This window comes from Mucilaginibacter sp. UR6-11 (assembly GCF_020880695.1).
Taxonomy (GTDB): Bacteria; Bacteroidota; Bacteroidia; order Sphingobacteriales; family Sphingobacteriaceae; genus Mucilaginibacter.
Genome location: NZ_JAJIWO010000003.1, coordinates 342,228 through 358,200, shown reverse-complemented (window position 1 = coordinate 358,200; position 15,973 = coordinate 342,228). Strand labels below are relative to the sequence as shown.

Annotated in this window: 8 protein-coding genes; 6 read left to right on the top strand and 2 right to left on the bottom strand. The window is 44.4% G+C overall.

The window, feature by feature from the left end:
• Positions 1–369: 369 nt before the first annotated feature.
• The 4 genes from LJ658_RS10475 (at position 370) to LJ658_RS10460 (ending at position 10,385) form a co-directional block, all read left to right on the top strand.
• Positions 370–3,534, top strand: a complete 3,165-nt coding sequence (locus LJ658_RS10475) for a TonB-dependent receptor (RefSeq protein ID WP_230546452.1) — start codon at positions 370–372, stop codon at positions 3,532–3,534.
• Positions 3,535–3,552: 18 nt separating this feature from the next.
• A complete protein-coding gene (locus LJ658_RS10470) occupies positions 3,553–5,253 on the top strand; it encodes a RagB/SusD family nutrient uptake outer membrane protein (RefSeq protein ID WP_230546451.1) in 1,701 nt (566 codons plus the stop codon).
• Positions 5,254–5,486: 233 nt separating this feature from the next.
• Positions 5,487–8,687 (top strand): glycoside hydrolase family 2 TIM barrel-domain containing protein, encoded by a 3,201-nt coding sequence (locus LJ658_RS10465; protein ID WP_230546450.1) that lies wholly within the window; start codon positions 5,487–5,489, stop codon positions 8,685–8,687.
• A 168-nt stretch (positions 8,688–8,855) separates the two neighbouring features.
• Entirely contained in the window at positions 8,856–10,385 is a 1,530-nt protein-coding gene (locus LJ658_RS10460; RefSeq protein WP_230546449.1) for a glycoside hydrolase family 32 protein, read from the top strand.
• Positions 10,386–10,443: 58 nt separating this feature from the next.
• On the opposite strand, the gene LJ658_RS10455 is transcribed toward LJ658_RS10460, so the two are convergent.
• Positions 10,444–11,256: a DUF1080 domain-containing protein gene (locus LJ658_RS10455; protein ID WP_230546448.1), complete on the bottom strand. Its 813-nt coding sequence runs from the start codon at positions 11,254–11,256 to the stop codon at positions 10,444–10,446.
• A 4-nt stretch (positions 11,257–11,260) separates the two neighbouring features.
• Positions 11,261–12,955 (bottom strand): hypothetical protein, encoded by a 1,695-nt coding sequence (locus tag LJ658_RS10450; protein ID WP_230546447.1) that lies wholly within the window; start codon positions 12,953–12,955, stop codon positions 11,261–11,263.
• Between the two features lie 185 nt (positions 12,956–13,140).
• Here LJ658_RS10450 and LJ658_RS10445 point away from each other — a divergent pair, with 185 nt between their 5' ends.
• Both LJ658_RS10445 and LJ658_RS10440 read left to right on the top strand, forming a co-directional pair.
• Positions 13,141–14,829, top strand: coding sequence for a sugar-binding protein (locus LJ658_RS10445; protein WP_230546446.1), 1,689 nt, complete (start codon positions 13,141–13,143; stop codon positions 14,827–14,829).
• A 33-nt stretch (positions 14,830–14,862) separates the two neighbouring features.
• Positions 14,863–15,951, top strand: a complete 1,089-nt coding sequence (locus LJ658_RS10440) for a 1,4-beta-xylanase (RefSeq protein WP_230546445.1) — start codon at positions 14,863–14,865, stop codon at positions 15,949–15,951.
• The last annotated feature ends 22 nt before the right edge of the window (positions 15,952–15,973 follow it).

The following is a 15,973-nucleotide window of genomic DNA, read 5'->3' as shown; positions in this document are numbered from 1 at the left end:
AAAGAATTGTTTTAGCTAAAGTATTAAAAGCCGAATTTATAAGAGATCTTAATTTAAGCAAAGCGCTTTAAAATTTATCTTTTGTAAATAATAAACCAATACCCCCCCAATTAATCCTCATTAATTAAAAACTGTTTATTAAAATTTTTCTAAGGACACCTTACCGGGCCGCCCTTATGGACAAAGTGTGCCCTTTTGGGACCCATTTACGCTTAACCCTGCCTGACGAGCAGGCCGCCATGAAAATTAACTGAATGAAAATAACCATCTACTTTTTAAACCAAACATCTAAAAGCCAATGAATTAAATCTTGAAAAACATCCTAAAAATAAGTCACTATTATTCTACTATGTTTAATTAAAACCAATTATGAAACAAAATTTAATAAGAAAAATACCAGGCAGAAGACCGCGGTACCTGGGTGTTATTGCCCTGTTGCTTATAACAGGTTTAAGCTTTGCCGCTACACCAAAAGCGGCTTTAAAAATAAGACCGGCGGCTTTTACAAGCGTTGCACCTATCACTATTAAAGGAAAGGTTACCGATGCTGCCACCGGCGAATCTTTAATCGGGGTATCCGTAAAAATTAAAGGATCGGGCGAGGGGGTAGCTACTGATGCCGATGGTAACTACGCTATCAGCGCCGAAGGAACCGCGACGCTTGTTTTCACTTACCTGGGTTATGAGCCCGTAGAAGTAGCAGTTGAGAATAAAACAGCTATCGATGTTAAACTAAAAGCGCAAAACAAAGCCCTCACCGAAGTGGTGGTAATAGGTTACGGCACCGCCAAAAAGATCTCGTTAACCGGCGCTGTCGACCGGGTATCCGGGGATAAAGCCGTTGAGGGCCGCCCGGTTACCGGCACCGTACAGGCATTGCAGGGCGAATCGCCAAATTTAATTATCCAGCAAAAGGGGTGGGCGCCAAATGGCGGTTCATTCAATATCAACATCCGCGGAACAGGAACTACCGGTAATAATGATCCGCTGGTGGTTATAGATGGTATCATCGGCGGCGATATTAATACGCTTAATCCAAGCGATATTGATAATATTTCCGTATTGAAAGATGCTGGATCTGCGGCCATTTATGGTTCGCGATCGGCCAACGGCGTAATATTGGTTACTACCAAAAAAGGAAAGCTTAACGCTAAGCCAACCATAACTTACAGCGGTATTTACGGTACGCAGGTGCCTAAGTTTACTTTCCATCCGGTTGATGCCTGGGTGAATGCTGAGGATAAAAATATGTCGCTGGCTAACTCTGGTAAACCGCCGCAGTATACCCAGGCGCAAATTGATGCCATTAAAGCGGCAGGTAATGGCAACTGGCGCTTGGAAACTATTATGCATAACGCGCCGCAAACCAATCAAAACTTAAGTATAAGCGGCGGGTCGGCCACCAATACTTATTTGATGTCATTTGGTTATTTTGACCAGCGCAGTTACCTTGAGCCAAGCCTTATTAACGGGACTTATGGTTTAAGAAGATTTAACTTCCGTTTAAATGAAACGGCCACTTTGGGTAAATTTAATACTGCCTGGAACTTAACTTATGCCAAGATCCAATATAATGAACCTTATAATGATGTAATAGGCGATACTTTCCGCGCACCGCTGACAGATAGTTTTCAGGATGCGCAGGGCCGCTACATCACCGGGTTTGTTACTAATAACCCGTTAGATCTGTTGCGTAACGGTGGTTTCAGGTACACCAATAATGATGAGATAAACGGCAGCTTTACGGTTGGATATAACATTACACCATCATTCAAGGTCAGGGCTGTATTTGGCGGTACTGTAAAATCAAATTCACAATTGCAAAGGGATGTTGATTTGAAATATTACCCAACCGGCGAGTCGAATTCTGACCGGCAGGTGGCTAACTACGATGCCAAATCACTTACCACAAATACCAACCTGATTGCCGAGTATACCAAAACAACCGGCAAGCATGATATCAACATCTTGCTGGGTGTGGCCAATGAGTCGTACCTATCGCAATCAAACGGTATCCGTAAATCATTAACCGATTCTTTACTGGGCGTACCCACTACCGGTACGCTGGTTGATCCGGGGGTGAATCTTTCAGGCGGCGGTTCATTTAACTCGCTTACCAACACTACCGAAACCAGTTTGAACTCAGTGTTTGCACGTGGATCTTACTCATACGCAAACAAGTATTTCCTGGATGCGACCATCAGGGCTGACGAATCATCGAACTTCCCTAAAAACAAACGCTGGGGATATTTCCCGTCAATAGGTGGTTCGTGGCGTTTAACAGAAGAAGCTTTTATGAGCGACTTCAGGCAAAAAGTCGGCGATATCCGGGTAAGGGCTAACTATGGTATACTTGGTAACCAAAGCGTTAACCCGTATCAATATGTAAACAGTTATAATATTAACGGCAACGTGTATGCCTTTAACAACCAGGCGACGGCGGGAGCAACACTTAACCTTGCTAACCCTGACATTACCTGGGAAAAGGCTGCCACGCTTGATATCGGTGCCGATGGAACGTTCCTGAACGGCAAGCTAACTATTGGTGCTGATTATTTTAACAAAGTAACCAGCGATATATTAGCGCCGAGACAGGATGTGCCTACGCTGTTTGGGTCAAGCTTTCCAACGTATAACGTATCAAAAGTGCAGGACAGGGGTTGGGAGGTTAAAATAGGCTACAACATACGTGGCGATCTGTTTAGCCATAGCCTTACGTTCAGTATTTCTGACGCGAAGAGCAAATTGCTGGCGTACAGTTACGGACAAACACAGAACGTATTTCAACGTGAAGAATTTGAGTTTGTTAGAAAAGTCGGCTACCCTATAACTGTTTACCAGGGATATAAAACCAATGGTTTATATCAGACACAGGCCGAGGTGGCAACGTATCCGCACTTTGCAAATTACACTACCTCTGAACTGGCTCCGGGCGACTGGAAATTTGTGGACAGGGACGGTAATGGTGTAATTGATGCCAATGATAAATTTATCCTGGGCGATCCGTTCCCTCATTACACGTTTGGTTTTAACTATAATGTTACCTATAAACATTTTGATGCAACCATATTTATACAAGGTGTACTTAAAAGAGATGCATTAATAAGGGGTGAGTTAATTGAGCCATATCACTTTAGCAATTATGGTGGTACGGTTTATGACAGTTCAAGCGATTTCTGGACACCACAAAATACCGGTGCAAAATATCCGCGTTTAGCAGAGAACGGAACGGTTGCCAATAACAATAACTTCCGCACCGGGTCTGACATGTATTTGTTTAACGCTGCATATGCAAGGCTTAAAAACATACAGGTAGGGTATTCTTTCCCAACGGCTATGTTATCTAAAGTAAGTATCCAAAGAGCACGGGTATACTTTACGGCTCAAAACGTATTTACGTTATCCCCGTTGAAATTTACCGATCCTGAAGGAACAGAGTTTGGTAACAACCTGGATAATACCGTAGGTGCCAACAGCCCGCGCGGCTATCCTACACCTGTCTTTTACGGTGTTGGTTTAGACTTAACTTTTTAACAATTAAATTAACTTATTATGCGTTTAAGACTTTTAAATAAAACAAGTTTCATCATATTGCTGGCCGCGGCAATGGCCGGCTGTAAAAAGATCGACCTGCAACGGATCGACGTTTACACCGATGCAAACTTCTGGACGGTAAATGCTAATGCATTTAATGCGCTGGCTACCTGCTATGCCCAGCAGATAAGCGGGGGCCAGTCAGGCTCAAGCTCGCCTTCACAGGCTTATTTTTATAATGAGGCACTCTCTGATAATGCGTTTTGCCCGTTAGATGTTAATGTTGGTACGCCAACTCAAATATCAAGCGGTAATGATGCAAATTTTAACGCCGGGATAAACCGCGTTAAATATGAGTGGGGTAGCTACTATACCAATATCAGGTCATGTAACGTGTTTTTAGAAAATGTAGATAAAAACACATCGTTAGGTACCGCCTTGATTAAAAGGATGAAGGGCGAAGCCAGGTATCTGCGTGCCCAGGCGCTTTTTAGATTGACGAACTTTTTTGGCGATGTACCTTTAGTTACCAAAACATTGAGCGTTGATGAAGCTAAATCAATAAAAAGAACACCTAAGGCCGATGTAGTTACCTACATATTAAATGAACTGGATTCGGCAGCGGCTGTATTACCTACCCGCGACGCCCAATTAGCTACGGACCGCGGACGTATAACCCGAGGCGCGGCTTTAGCCATGAAAGCAAGAGTGTTATTATATAATAATCGTTGGGCGGAATGCGCCGCAGTTTGCGAGGATTTAATGAACAACCAGGCAGTAAATGGTACTTACTCTCTATTACCTAATTTTCCGGATATCTTTTCTGCCAATAATAAATATAATGCAGAAGTTATAGCCGATCTGGGCTATCAGCAACCTAACCGTACCTGGAGCGATTGGTCCGATTTTGGTCCGTTTTATACCGGCCCGGGTGCAACAGCGGCCACCAACAGCAATCTGGTTCCAACCCAGGATCTTGCCGAAAGCTTCCTGACACTGGATGGTAAGGGCATATTTGAAGCCGGGTCTGGTTATGACGAAGATAATAACCCGTATGTTAACCGCGATCCGCGTTTGGGTTATACCTTGGTTTATGATAAATATCAATGGGTAAATAATTTAGGTGCAACTCAAACTATTTATATCAAACCGGGCACCGCACCTGACGCTACCAATAAAAAGAATGAGGCCGGACCCGGCGGCACAACTTCAGGATATTACTGGCGTAAATATTTTGACCCGACAGCACCTAACGGCACTTTTAATTATGGTGAAAACCTGATTATTATACGCTGGGCCGATGTGTTGTTAATGGAAGCAGAATCAAAAGCGATGCTGGGCCAAATGACTTCGGCTGTGTGGGATCAAACCATCAAACCATTGCGCACCCGGGCAGGCTTCACTAACCCGTTGGCGTTAAACTATCCGGGTAACACAACAGTGACCATGATTGACCAGGTTAGAAACGAACGGCGCTGTGAACTGGCTTTTGAATCACTGCGCTATGACGATATCAAACGCTGGAAAATTGCTGAAGTGGTGATGAATCATCCGACTGGTAACGAAGTACGCGGCGCTAAGTATGCTGCCGGCAATACGGCTTATTTAAAATTGGTGGTAAGGCTGTTTAATCCGGCCAAACACTATCTGTGGCCTATACCTACAGAAAGTATACAAACAGATCCGGCCTTGCTTCCGCAAAATCCTGGATGGAATTAAAAATAATTAGAACAGCCTGCAAAGCGCCCCGGTTAACCGGGGCGCTTTTGTTTTTGGATTTACAGAATGAACGCCTTGATACGGTTTCCGGTAACGATTACGTAGAAAACAATAAATAAATCGCCAAAAAAAATATACTTTTAACGCAGATACCAATGAGTTTATAAAAACTGTCATTTCTATAAAAATACCGTCGCGTTACACACCCAAAAAATTAACTATCATACATAATCATGAACAAAGTCTTATTTAAAAAAGAGATTGTTATGTTGTTGCTGGTGCTTGCTTGCAGCCATAAAATAAGTTTTGGCCAGGATGCGCCTCCCGGCAGCAACTTTTCAAAAACCGATACCGCTACTGTCCCCAAAGAAATTGAGGATCCCGAAAATATCGGCATAAACAAAGAGCTTAATCACGCTACGCTGATGCCGTATGGTAATCTGGCCGAAGCATTAAAAGCTAACCGCCGCGCATCGTCATTAGCCATTAGCCTGAATGGTATGTGGAAGTTTAACTGGGTTGACTGGCCGCAGAAACGCCCGGTTAATTTTTATAAATCCACTTACGATGTTTCAAAATGGAAAGATATCAGGGTGCCTTCATCTTTCCAGGTGCAAGGTTACGGAACGCCCGATTACAGCAACTTTACGCTGATTTTCCAGAGCGATTTCCCGCGGGTAATGACCGAACCTAAAAACAAAAAATACACAACCTTTCATGAACGTAATCCTGTAGGCAGCTACCGCCGCGATTTTGAGGTACCGGCCAACTGGAACGGTCGCCGCATATTCATCACTTTTGATGGGGTTGATGCCGGTTTCTTTATTTGGGTTAACGGCAAAAAAGTTGGTTACAGCGTAAACAGCCGTAACGCCGCCGAGTTTGACCTGACCAAATATGTGCATCCGGGTAAAAACATGTTGGCGGTTGAAGTTTACCGCTTCACATCCGGAAGTTATTTGGAGAACCAGGATATGTGGCGCTTAAGCGGCATTTTCAGGAACGTTACATTATGGAGCGCCCCGCAGGAACATATCCGCGATTTCTTTATTAAAACCAATCTGGATAATAAATACCGCGACGCTGATCTGAACGTATCAACCAAGGTAAAAAATTATAGCAATGTTGCTGTACCGGCCCGCCAGATAGAAGTTACGCTTTATAACGGTACTGTTAAAGTACCCGGAGGTGTAGCTAAAGCAAACGTGCCTGCATTACAACCCGGGGAAGAAGTGACGGTTAAAACCGGGTTCCATGTAACCAATCCACAAAAATGGACCGCCGAGACGCCCAAGCTTTATACCACAGTAATCACCCTGAATAATGGTGGTAATACCATCGAGACTTTATCAGCCCGTACCGGTTTTCGGGAAATCGAAATCAAAGGCAGGTTGTTTTTGGTTAACGGTGTACCCATTAAACTAAAAGGGGTTAACCGCCATGAAAACTGGCCCGATGACGGTCATGCTGTTACCGAAGAGCAGATGATTAAAGATATCGTTCTGATCAAACAAACCAACAGTAACCACGTGCGTACCTGCCATTATTCGGACGACCCGAGATGGTATGAGTTGTGTGATGAGTACGGGATCTACTTAGTTGCCGAGGCTAATGTAGAGTGTCATGCGCAACAAAATCAGTTCAACGAGGAGCCTACCATAAAAGCGGCTATTATTGAGCGCAACGTAGCTAATGTCGAGAATTTTAAAAATCACCCGGCAGTGGTTATCTGGTCGTTAGGTAATGAGTGTGGCCGGGGCGGTACCAATTTCAGGGCCGCGTTAAAAGCCATTAAAGCTATCGATGACAGGCCAACCCACTACGAGGGCTTCGGCATAGGCAATGATAAAAACCCTGCAGATATTGACAGCCAGATGTATACCGGCATAGCAGGCGTTGAACATAATGCCACTGATGCCACCTTAACAAAGCCGTTTTATTTATGCGAATATGCGCACGCTATGTTCAATTCTATGGGCTCAGTTGATCTTTATAATGATTTGTTTGATAAATACCCGTCATTACTGGGGGGCGCTATCTGGGAATGGCAGGATCAGGGTTTATACAACAACCGGAACCCCGACCATAAAATAATTGCCTACGGCGGTGGTTTCGGCGAATATCCAAATGACCATTACTTTATTCATAAAGGCGTTGTGTTTTCTGACCGGTCGCCCAAGCCGCATTTTCCGGAACTTAAGCATGCCTACCAATGGATCACGATTAATGCCAGGGATCTGAATAAGAAATTATTCACCATTAAAAACCGCTACCAGTTTATCAACCTAAACGGATTTGATGCCAAATGGGAGCTGAGCGAAAACGGCACAACGATATCATCCGGTAATATTGCGGTTGGTTCAATCAATCCGGGCCAGCAAAAAGATATTAAGTTGCCTTATATAATTAAGGCTAAACCCGGCGCCGAGTATTTTGTACGGATCTCATTCCAGTTAGGCAGGGATAAGCTTTGGGCCAAACGCGGCTTTGAAGTTGCCGAACAGCAGTTTGAACTGGGTACGCCGGTGCCTGCTATTGCCAATAAATCGCAAGGCGGTAACTTAACCTTAAACGACTCAAAAAGCGATATTAAAGTTAAAGGCGCTGATTTTAGCGTAGAGTTTAATAAAGAAAAAGGAACTTTCACCCGGCTTGAAAAAGACGGCGAAAACATTTTGAGAAATGACGGCGGACCGATGTTGCACTTATGGCGCGCGCCACACCAAAAAGATGACATGTGGGCCTATACAGATTGGGTTGACAAGGGTCTTAAAGAAATTAGCTGGGTAGCCAGCAATGTTAAGGGCACGCAGCTCGCGCCAAATGTGGTACAAATAAGTGCCACCTTAACCGGTACGGGTAAAGAAAACTTTGTGGTACATCATAAAGTGGTTTATACCATAAATGGCAAAGGCGAGATCAAAGCTGAAAACAGTGTTGACTTTAGCGATCCTAAACTGGTGCTGGCCCGTATTGGTGTACGTATGTTCCTGAATAAGGAACTTGATCAGTTTGATTACCTGGGCCGCGGCCCGATGGAAAACTACGGCGACCGCAAAAGCGGGTTTAATGTGGGTCACTTTGGCAGCAGCGTAGTTAAACAGATGACCGGCTACGAAAAACCCATGGAACAGGGAAACCATGAAGATGTACGCTGGGCAAATGTAACCGCAGCTAACGGCTGGGGTGTAAATATTAAACAGGTCGACTCGGTAATGCAGGTTGCTGCGCTGCCATACAGCGACGAGGAAATGGAAAATGTGGAATACAAAGTTGACTTGCCAAAAAGCAAAGGCACCGTATTGTGCATCAGCCATAAAACTTTAGGTGTAGGCTCAAACGGCTGCGGCCCGCGCCCGTTAGAACCTTACAAGGTGTATGCAAATGCAACAACGTTTAGTTATCAGATAGAGCTGGCTAAAAAGAAAAAATAAACAGGTCTGTCTATACAGATTTAATTACAAGCTAAAACAGGAAGGCAGTCAATGGGCTGCCTTTTTGCTTTTTATGACTTCGTAATTAAATTTCAATATACTATCTTTAGAAGCCGAACGTGTGACCAATGCATCCGGCTATAACCTTTAATATTTTTTAGCTATACTATGTTGCGTAAGAAATTGATCCTCCTTATACTTTTATTGCCCGCAATTAAAGTATTAAGTCAGAAAAAAGAGGTGCCCACCCCCCAATGGAGACCTAAATATCATTTTACTCCCGAAAAAAACTGGACCAACGACCCCAATGGCCTGCTGTTTTTAAATGGTGAGTTTCAATTGTATTATCAGCATAACCCTTTTGAAAATAAATGGGGACACATGAGCTGGGGACATGCCACCAGTAAGGATATGATCCAATGGAGGCACCTGCCTGTTGCTATTCCTGAAATTGTTACCAAGGACACCACTACCTGGATCTATTCAGGATCAGCAGTGGTCGACAAAAATAATACCAGCGGATTCGGCATAAACGGCAAGCCGCCGATTATAGCCATTTTTACCGCCGATCAGCCAAAACAACATAAAGAATCACAGTTTATCGCTTACAGTAATAACAATGGTTTAAGTTATACCCAATACAGTCATAACCCGGTTATTGATCTTAATAAAAGTGATTTTAGAGATCCCAACGTTTTTTGGTATGAGCCTGCCAAACAATGGATCATGACCGTGTCAATGGTTAATGAGCATATGGTAAGGATTTACGGTTCAAAGAACCTGAAGGAGTGGACCAGGCTAAGCGACTTTGGCCCGGCCGGTTATACCCGTAATGGCTGGGAATGCCCGTCGCTGTTGCCTTTGGTGGTTGATAATGATCCGAAGAACATTAAATGGGTGATGCTGGTATCATCAGGCGGTGACCACGGTCCGTTGATCCAATATTTTGTAGGCGATTTTGACGGCGAGACGTTTAAAGACGATAATAACGGAACTAAAGTATTACCTGTTGATTATGGCGATGCTTTTTACGCTGCCATTGCCTGGCGTGATGCACCGCAAAACAAAAAAGTATTATTGGGATGGATGCAGGACGGCCGCCGCGAAACTTATCCATGGAAGGGCCAGATGTCTATTCCGCATGACCTGTCTTTAAAAACCACTGAAGAAGGGTTACGGTTGGTACAGGAGCCTTCGTCCTTTGTTACTAAATCACTGGCTAAATATTCAACGGAGAAAGCGCTGCTAAAAAAGAATATGCCGATAAATGATACCCGCATAAACCTGAGTAAAGAACGTCCGTTTGCCGGCAACTCTTACTGGATAGAAGCCGAGTTTGCGGTGGATAAGGCCAAAAAAGTTGGTTTTAATATTGTCGAGAATCCCGACATTACCAAAAACGTAACGGTTGGCTATGATGCGGAGCACGGGCAGTTATTTATAGATTGCACTATATCAGAGATGGGGAATAAGTCACGAAGAAACCTGGAACAGAGGGCACCGCTAAAGGCAATAAATGGCGTGGTCAAAATACAAGTATTGGTTGATAACTCGTCGTTAGAAGTATTTGGCAACGGGGGAGAAAAAGTGATCTCGACCATGATCTATCCGGATATTAATGCCACCAACCTGTCGGTATTTGCCGAAGGAAAAGCGGTGATAAAGAATATGAAGATCTGGGATTTTAATCAGAAATAATAGTTCGGTTAAACCGGGAAAGCTATCCGGCGAGGTAGCTTTCCTGGTTTATATAAGGCTATTTCAATTTCTTGATCCACATATTGCGGACATAAATTTTGGTGGTGGCTTCAATTTCAATGCCGATATAACCCGCCAGATTGTTTGATGATTTTGGATCATCGTCAATCATAACCGCCATAACCTGGCCGTTAATAATATGCATACACACACCACCACGAGCTATTACGGTATACTGGTTCCAGTCGTTCTTTTTAACAACTTTAGCCAGTTCCATAATGTCGCCTATATTGCCCATCAATCGTTTTGATTTAGTACTGAAACCTTCAACCACCTGCCCGCGCCAGGCCAGTATACGCATGGGGGTGTTTTCTGAATAGAATTGCCCGGTCCAAAATTTAGCCGCCGGCCAAAAATCAGCCTGCGGGCCGGTCATCATCCAGTTTAAATTAACGGGACCAACGTTTGCAGTTACATTATCGGCAATCGGTAAGCGCCACGGAATGCCGGTTTGGCTGCGGTATTGGATGCCGCTGCCGCCTTCGCCATCCACCTTAATTTCAAATTTCAGGGTGAAATCTTTAGCTTTCATCCCACGATAAACCAGGTAGCTGTTGCCGCTTGGGTTTTGCGGTGTCGATTCGCCCACAATAGCGCCGTCCTCAACCCGCCAGAATTTAGGATTGCCATCCCAGCCGGTCAGCGTTTTGCCATCAAATAAGGATACATAACCTTCATGGTCATTAAAATCTAAAGGCGCAGGCTGCGTAAACGGATCATTATAATAATGCGGTTTTTTGCCTTGCGCATGGGCGATCGTACCGGCGGCAAACAGGCAAATAAATAGTTTAAATTTTAAGTCTATGATCATGATGTTATCGGGCTATGTTAGCAGTGTTTAAAATAATGCTGTTCATTTGAGGTTTAAGTCTCAAAACAGCTCCATTATCAGGTTTGCCAAATATGCCTTTAACCGCGCTTAATTTATAATTGGCGTCCTCAAACCTGCAATTTAGCTGTTTTGGGGCTATGCTTTCAAAAGGTAATTTAGCGTCTGCCGCAGTATTTAGGTCAAAGAACCAATCAAGCCTGGTTTTGCTAACCAGGTTAATTTTTACCTGCCCCTCGGTCAGTTCAATTTCCAGTGATCCTTTAATTGTTGTCAGCGGCCATGAAATATGCAGGGCTCCTGTTGCTGTTTTACTAAATTTGGGATCGCTGCCTTCAACTAATACCTCATTGCCATTTACTATAGCTTTTATGCGCATCCCTGCAAGCTCTTTGTGTTTGCTCCAGATGTAACCATCAACAATTGGCAGGGTGAAAAAGGTGCACTCGTTTGAGGTTACCGGCTCCGTTTCATATACCGACGGAAATTTTTCGTCAAACAAATGAACGTCGCGGATGCGCAAACTGTTATGTTCCCACAATAAATTGATGCGATAAAAACGGCTGTTGTACCAGACCGTTTTAAGGTCACTGCCTTCAATGTCCTTAGTTACGGTAAAAGATGTTGCCGGTGTCACTTTATAGGTTTTCTTAAACCAAAGTCCGGATGCCGCCATGGTTTCAACTCTTATTTTATGCTGGTCGCGCAGTCTGGCAATCAGCGGCATTTGGATCTCAAACCCTTTTTTCATGGCATCCCACGTAAATGAGTTTTCCTGCCCGGCCTGGGTATAGTTAAAGCCCAATGATTTATCATCAGTAAGCGTTTTGAAGAACCAGTTTACCCAGGTTGAATCGCCCCCGCCAAAACGGTAAACGGGCTCCAGGGTAATTACACCCTGGCGTGAAGAGCTGATGCCGGTATCGTACTGCCGCACCGGATCGCTGCCCAGCATCCTGAAAATTGGCACGGGTATTTGTTTATCGGCGTGTTGCGCCGGCATATATGAGTTAATTTTGCTTGGGTAATAAGCCTGGTTCCAGTAGCCGCCCCAAAGTGTATAGCCATCGGTGCCGTATTGGTCCTTACAATTAGCCGATGCCACGATATGGTACTTTTCATACATATAATTTAAACTATGAGCGTCAATAAACCACGAGGCTACTGATTTTGGATAATAACCAAATATCTTCCTGAAATCGGCAAAATATACATCTATGATTTTTTCGCGCTCGGCAGGGGTATACCCGGTTGAGAAGCCGATGTTTGCGCGCCAGTCCCACGGGTAGCGGCCGCGCCATTTCATGCCCGCATTTTCAACCAGTGGCTGGGGGATCTCCCACCAGGCACCTATCTCAAATGTCCCTTTGGGCAAACTGGCCAATAAAGTTTGATAGCGTTTATCCATCAAAGCATCATACTGCAATAAAAAAGTGCCGCCTAGGTGGTACCGCTTCATTATCTCTACCTGTTTTACCACGGTCTGGTAAAGAACATCCTCGGTGATTTTTTCGTCGCGCGGCTCCAGCAGCCTGATAAAGTTTACTATATTGACGATTTTGGGCGATGGCTGTTGAATCTTGACGCGCTGCGCCATTGAACAAAATGAGCCCAGGCAAAAAATGCTGCATGCCAGGTAAGTTATCAGCATTTTACTGATATCGGTATTTTTAAAGGTCATAAGTGTAGCCGTATGTTGCTAATGGTTATTGAGAATTATGGTATGGTTAGCAAACTTAACATTAGCCAGGTAAAATGCCGTCCTGTACTGTCCTGATAAGCCGGTAACCGTTTTTTTGAATAAAAGTGCGTATTATTATCCGGTTTTTACCGCAAAGCGATTTACTAATCATACCACCGTTTTAAATGCAGGCAATAAAAATATATTCTATCGGTTTGCTAATTTTTATGGCGGGGATCTGCTTCGCCCAGCATCCTGTTTCGGTACAGCCGGCGGTTGAGGGTATCCGTATTGCATGGGACTATAATACATTAACCAAAGTATCGTCAAATACCGCCGGAAGATACTCGGGTTATGCCCGTTTAATACAACTGGCTGATCAATCTTTATTCTGTGTTTATGAAGCAGATGGTAATATCGTGGCCGTGAAGAGTTATGACACAGGTAAAACCTGGTCGGCACAGATCATGATCGCCCCTCGGGCAGATCATGTTAATATGTCTGCACCGGATATTTTGCAATTAAAAGACAGGTCGATATTGGTTTGCTATAACCCCAGGCCGCAGCGTGGCAGCGACACCTCCAAACACTTTGCCATTAAAACCACGAAAAGTTATGATGGCGGCCAAACCTGGACCGACGAGCGCACCCTTTACCGGGCCGATTACCGTTTTGAGAATGGCTGCTGGGAGCCATCGGTTATACAGCTGTCTGACGGCCAGCTACAGCTTTTTTTTGCTAATGAGGGCGTTTACTTAAAATCAAACGAACAAAATATTTCTATGGTGAGGTCAACCGACGGGGGCCTGCGCTGGTCGGCCAGGCCGCGGATAGTAAGTTTCAGGCCGCATTCGCGGGATGGGATGCCGGTGCCGGTATTGCTGCAAAATGGTAAAGAGATTGTCTGCGCGATAGAGGATAATGGCTTTAAAAACTTTAAACCCTATATTATCCGTAGCACTGTGAAAAACGATTGGCTGGCAACAGTGGGCGCTTCTGACCCAAACCGTCACTATGCCCTTGCCGAACCTATACCGGACAGTATTTACGCTGGGGCTCCATACCTGCGGCAGTTAAAAACAGGCGAAACGATCTTATCTTATCAAGGCACCGAGGGCCGTATCAATAACATGAACCACAGCGAAATGAAGGTAGTAATTGGCGATAACCGTGCGATGGACTTTAACCGTAAAACCGTGCCTTTTCATATCGCGCCCGGGAAATCAGGGCTGTGGAACAGTTTAAGTGTTTTAAATGACAGCAGTGTAGTGGCACTTACCAGTACCGGCAGCTTTAATGATGGCCACCGAGCTGAGGTGTGGATGATACGCGGCTATATTATCCCCGAACTGTCAATTAAAAAAGGAAAGATAGACATTGACGGAATGGAAAAAGAAAACGTGTGGAAAGGAGACATGCCCGTATTTATAGGTCATGAGGGCCCCGCCAACCTGGAGGCGGGTTTCGTTTATGACGATAATTACTTATATCTGTTTACCCAGGTAAATAAAGGGGCAGACGGTTCGTCGGCTATCGGCTTGTATCTCGATCCGCAAAATAAAAGTTATGATGCGCCGGCAAAAGGCGTTTATAAATTAAATATATCCGCAGACAATAAACTGGCAGTTTTTGACGGTGATAAGGGCGAATGGGCAATTCAAAAATCCACCGGGATTAAATCGGTGGCCATCATTAAAGTTGATGATTATGTGGTCGAGGCGGCTATTCCCTGGGCAATGCTTGGCGGCAGGCCATCCATTAACAAACGCATCGGATATAATATATCTTTAACCGCAAATACCGGCTATACAGAAAATATTGCAGCTAATGAGGCAGATAAGCCTTTTACCTGGTCGACACTTAAACTACATTAGTAACAAAATATAACACAACCATTTTAAACCATAATGAAAAAAATAACAAACCTGGTATTAGCCGGCGCAATATGCGTTTTAGGCAATTTAACCGCAAACGCGCAATCAGCACAAAAATTAAAAATCTGGTCGGCAGAGAAAGCAAACGAATGGTATGCGCAACAGCCCTGGGTAGCAGGGGCCAACTTTACCCCGAGTACAGCCATTAATCAGTTAGAAATGTGGCAGGCCAGCACGTTTGACCCCAAAACGATCGATACCGAGCTGGGCTATGCCGAAGGCATCGGCTTTAATACCATGCGGGTATTTTTACACAGCGTTGCTTATACCGAAGATCCGAAAGGATTTAAATCAAGGGTAAATCAATATTTAACCATCGCCGACAGGCACCATATCAAAACCATCTTTGTGTTTTTTGATGATTGCTGGAACCCCGAGCCCAGGCCGGGTAAACAGCCTGATCCAAAACCGGGCATCCATAACTCGGGTTGGGTGCAGGACCCGGGCATATCAGCACTTAAAGACCCAAAAGAAATGCCATTGCTGGAGCATTATGTGAAAGATGTACTAACCACTTTTGCACATGATAAACGCATTTTACTTTGGGATTTATTTAATGAACCCGGTAACAGTGGTAAAAGAGACGCTTCAATGCCTTTGCTTGCCGCGGTATTTAGCTGGGGACATGAAGTGCGCCCTGATCAGCCGTTATCGGCCGGATTATGGGATTGGAGCTTCGAAAAGCTAAACGCGTTCCAGGCGTTAAACTCAGATGTTATTACTTACCATAATTACGATGAAGTGCCGGCGCACCTAAACGTGGTGCGTTTGCTAAAAACGCACGGAAAACCACTGATCTGTACAGAATATATGGCCCGCCCGCGTAAAAGCACCTTCGGTACAGTTATGCCTATGCTGAAAAACGAAAATGTGGGCGCTATAAACTGGGGTTTTGTAGCAGGGAAAACCAACACCATTTATGCCTGGGATACCCCGATACCAAGCGGCGCCGAGCCTGCTTTATGGTTCCATGATATTTTCCGCAAAGATGGGTCATCTTATAAAACTGATGAAACTGAGCTGATTAAAAAGTTGACTTCAGAACCTAAAGTTCAAAAATAACATTACTGCAAACAAGAGCATG

Coding starts and splice junctions, on each gene's coding strand:
- LJ658_RS10475 (WP_230546452.1), top strand. CDS start 370: ATGAAACAAAATTTAATAAGAAAAATACCAGGCAGAAGACCGCGGTAC.
- LJ658_RS10470 (WP_230546451.1), top strand. CDS start 3,553: ATGCGTTTAAGACTTTTAAATAAAACAAGTTTCATCATATTGCTGGCC.
- LJ658_RS10465 (WP_230546450.1), top strand. CDS start 5,487: ATGAACAAAGTCTTATTTAAAAAAGAGATTGTTATGTTGTTGCTGGTG.
- LJ658_RS10460 (WP_230546449.1), top strand. CDS start 8,856: ATGTTGCGTAAGAAATTGATCCTCCTTATACTTTTATTGCCCGCAATT.
- LJ658_RS10455 (WP_230546448.1), bottom strand. CDS start 11,256: ATGATCATAGACTTAAAATTTAAACTATTTATTTGCCTGTTTGCCGCC.
- LJ658_RS10450 (WP_230546447.1), bottom strand. CDS start 12,955: ATGACCTTTAAAAATACCGATATCAGTAAAATGCTGATAACTTACCTG.
- LJ658_RS10445 (WP_230546446.1), top strand. CDS start 13,141: ATGCAGGCAATAAAAATATATTCTATCGGTTTGCTAATTTTTATGGCG.
- LJ658_RS10440 (WP_230546445.1), top strand. CDS start 14,863: ATGAAAAAAATAACAAACCTGGTATTAGCCGGCGCAATATGCGTTTTA.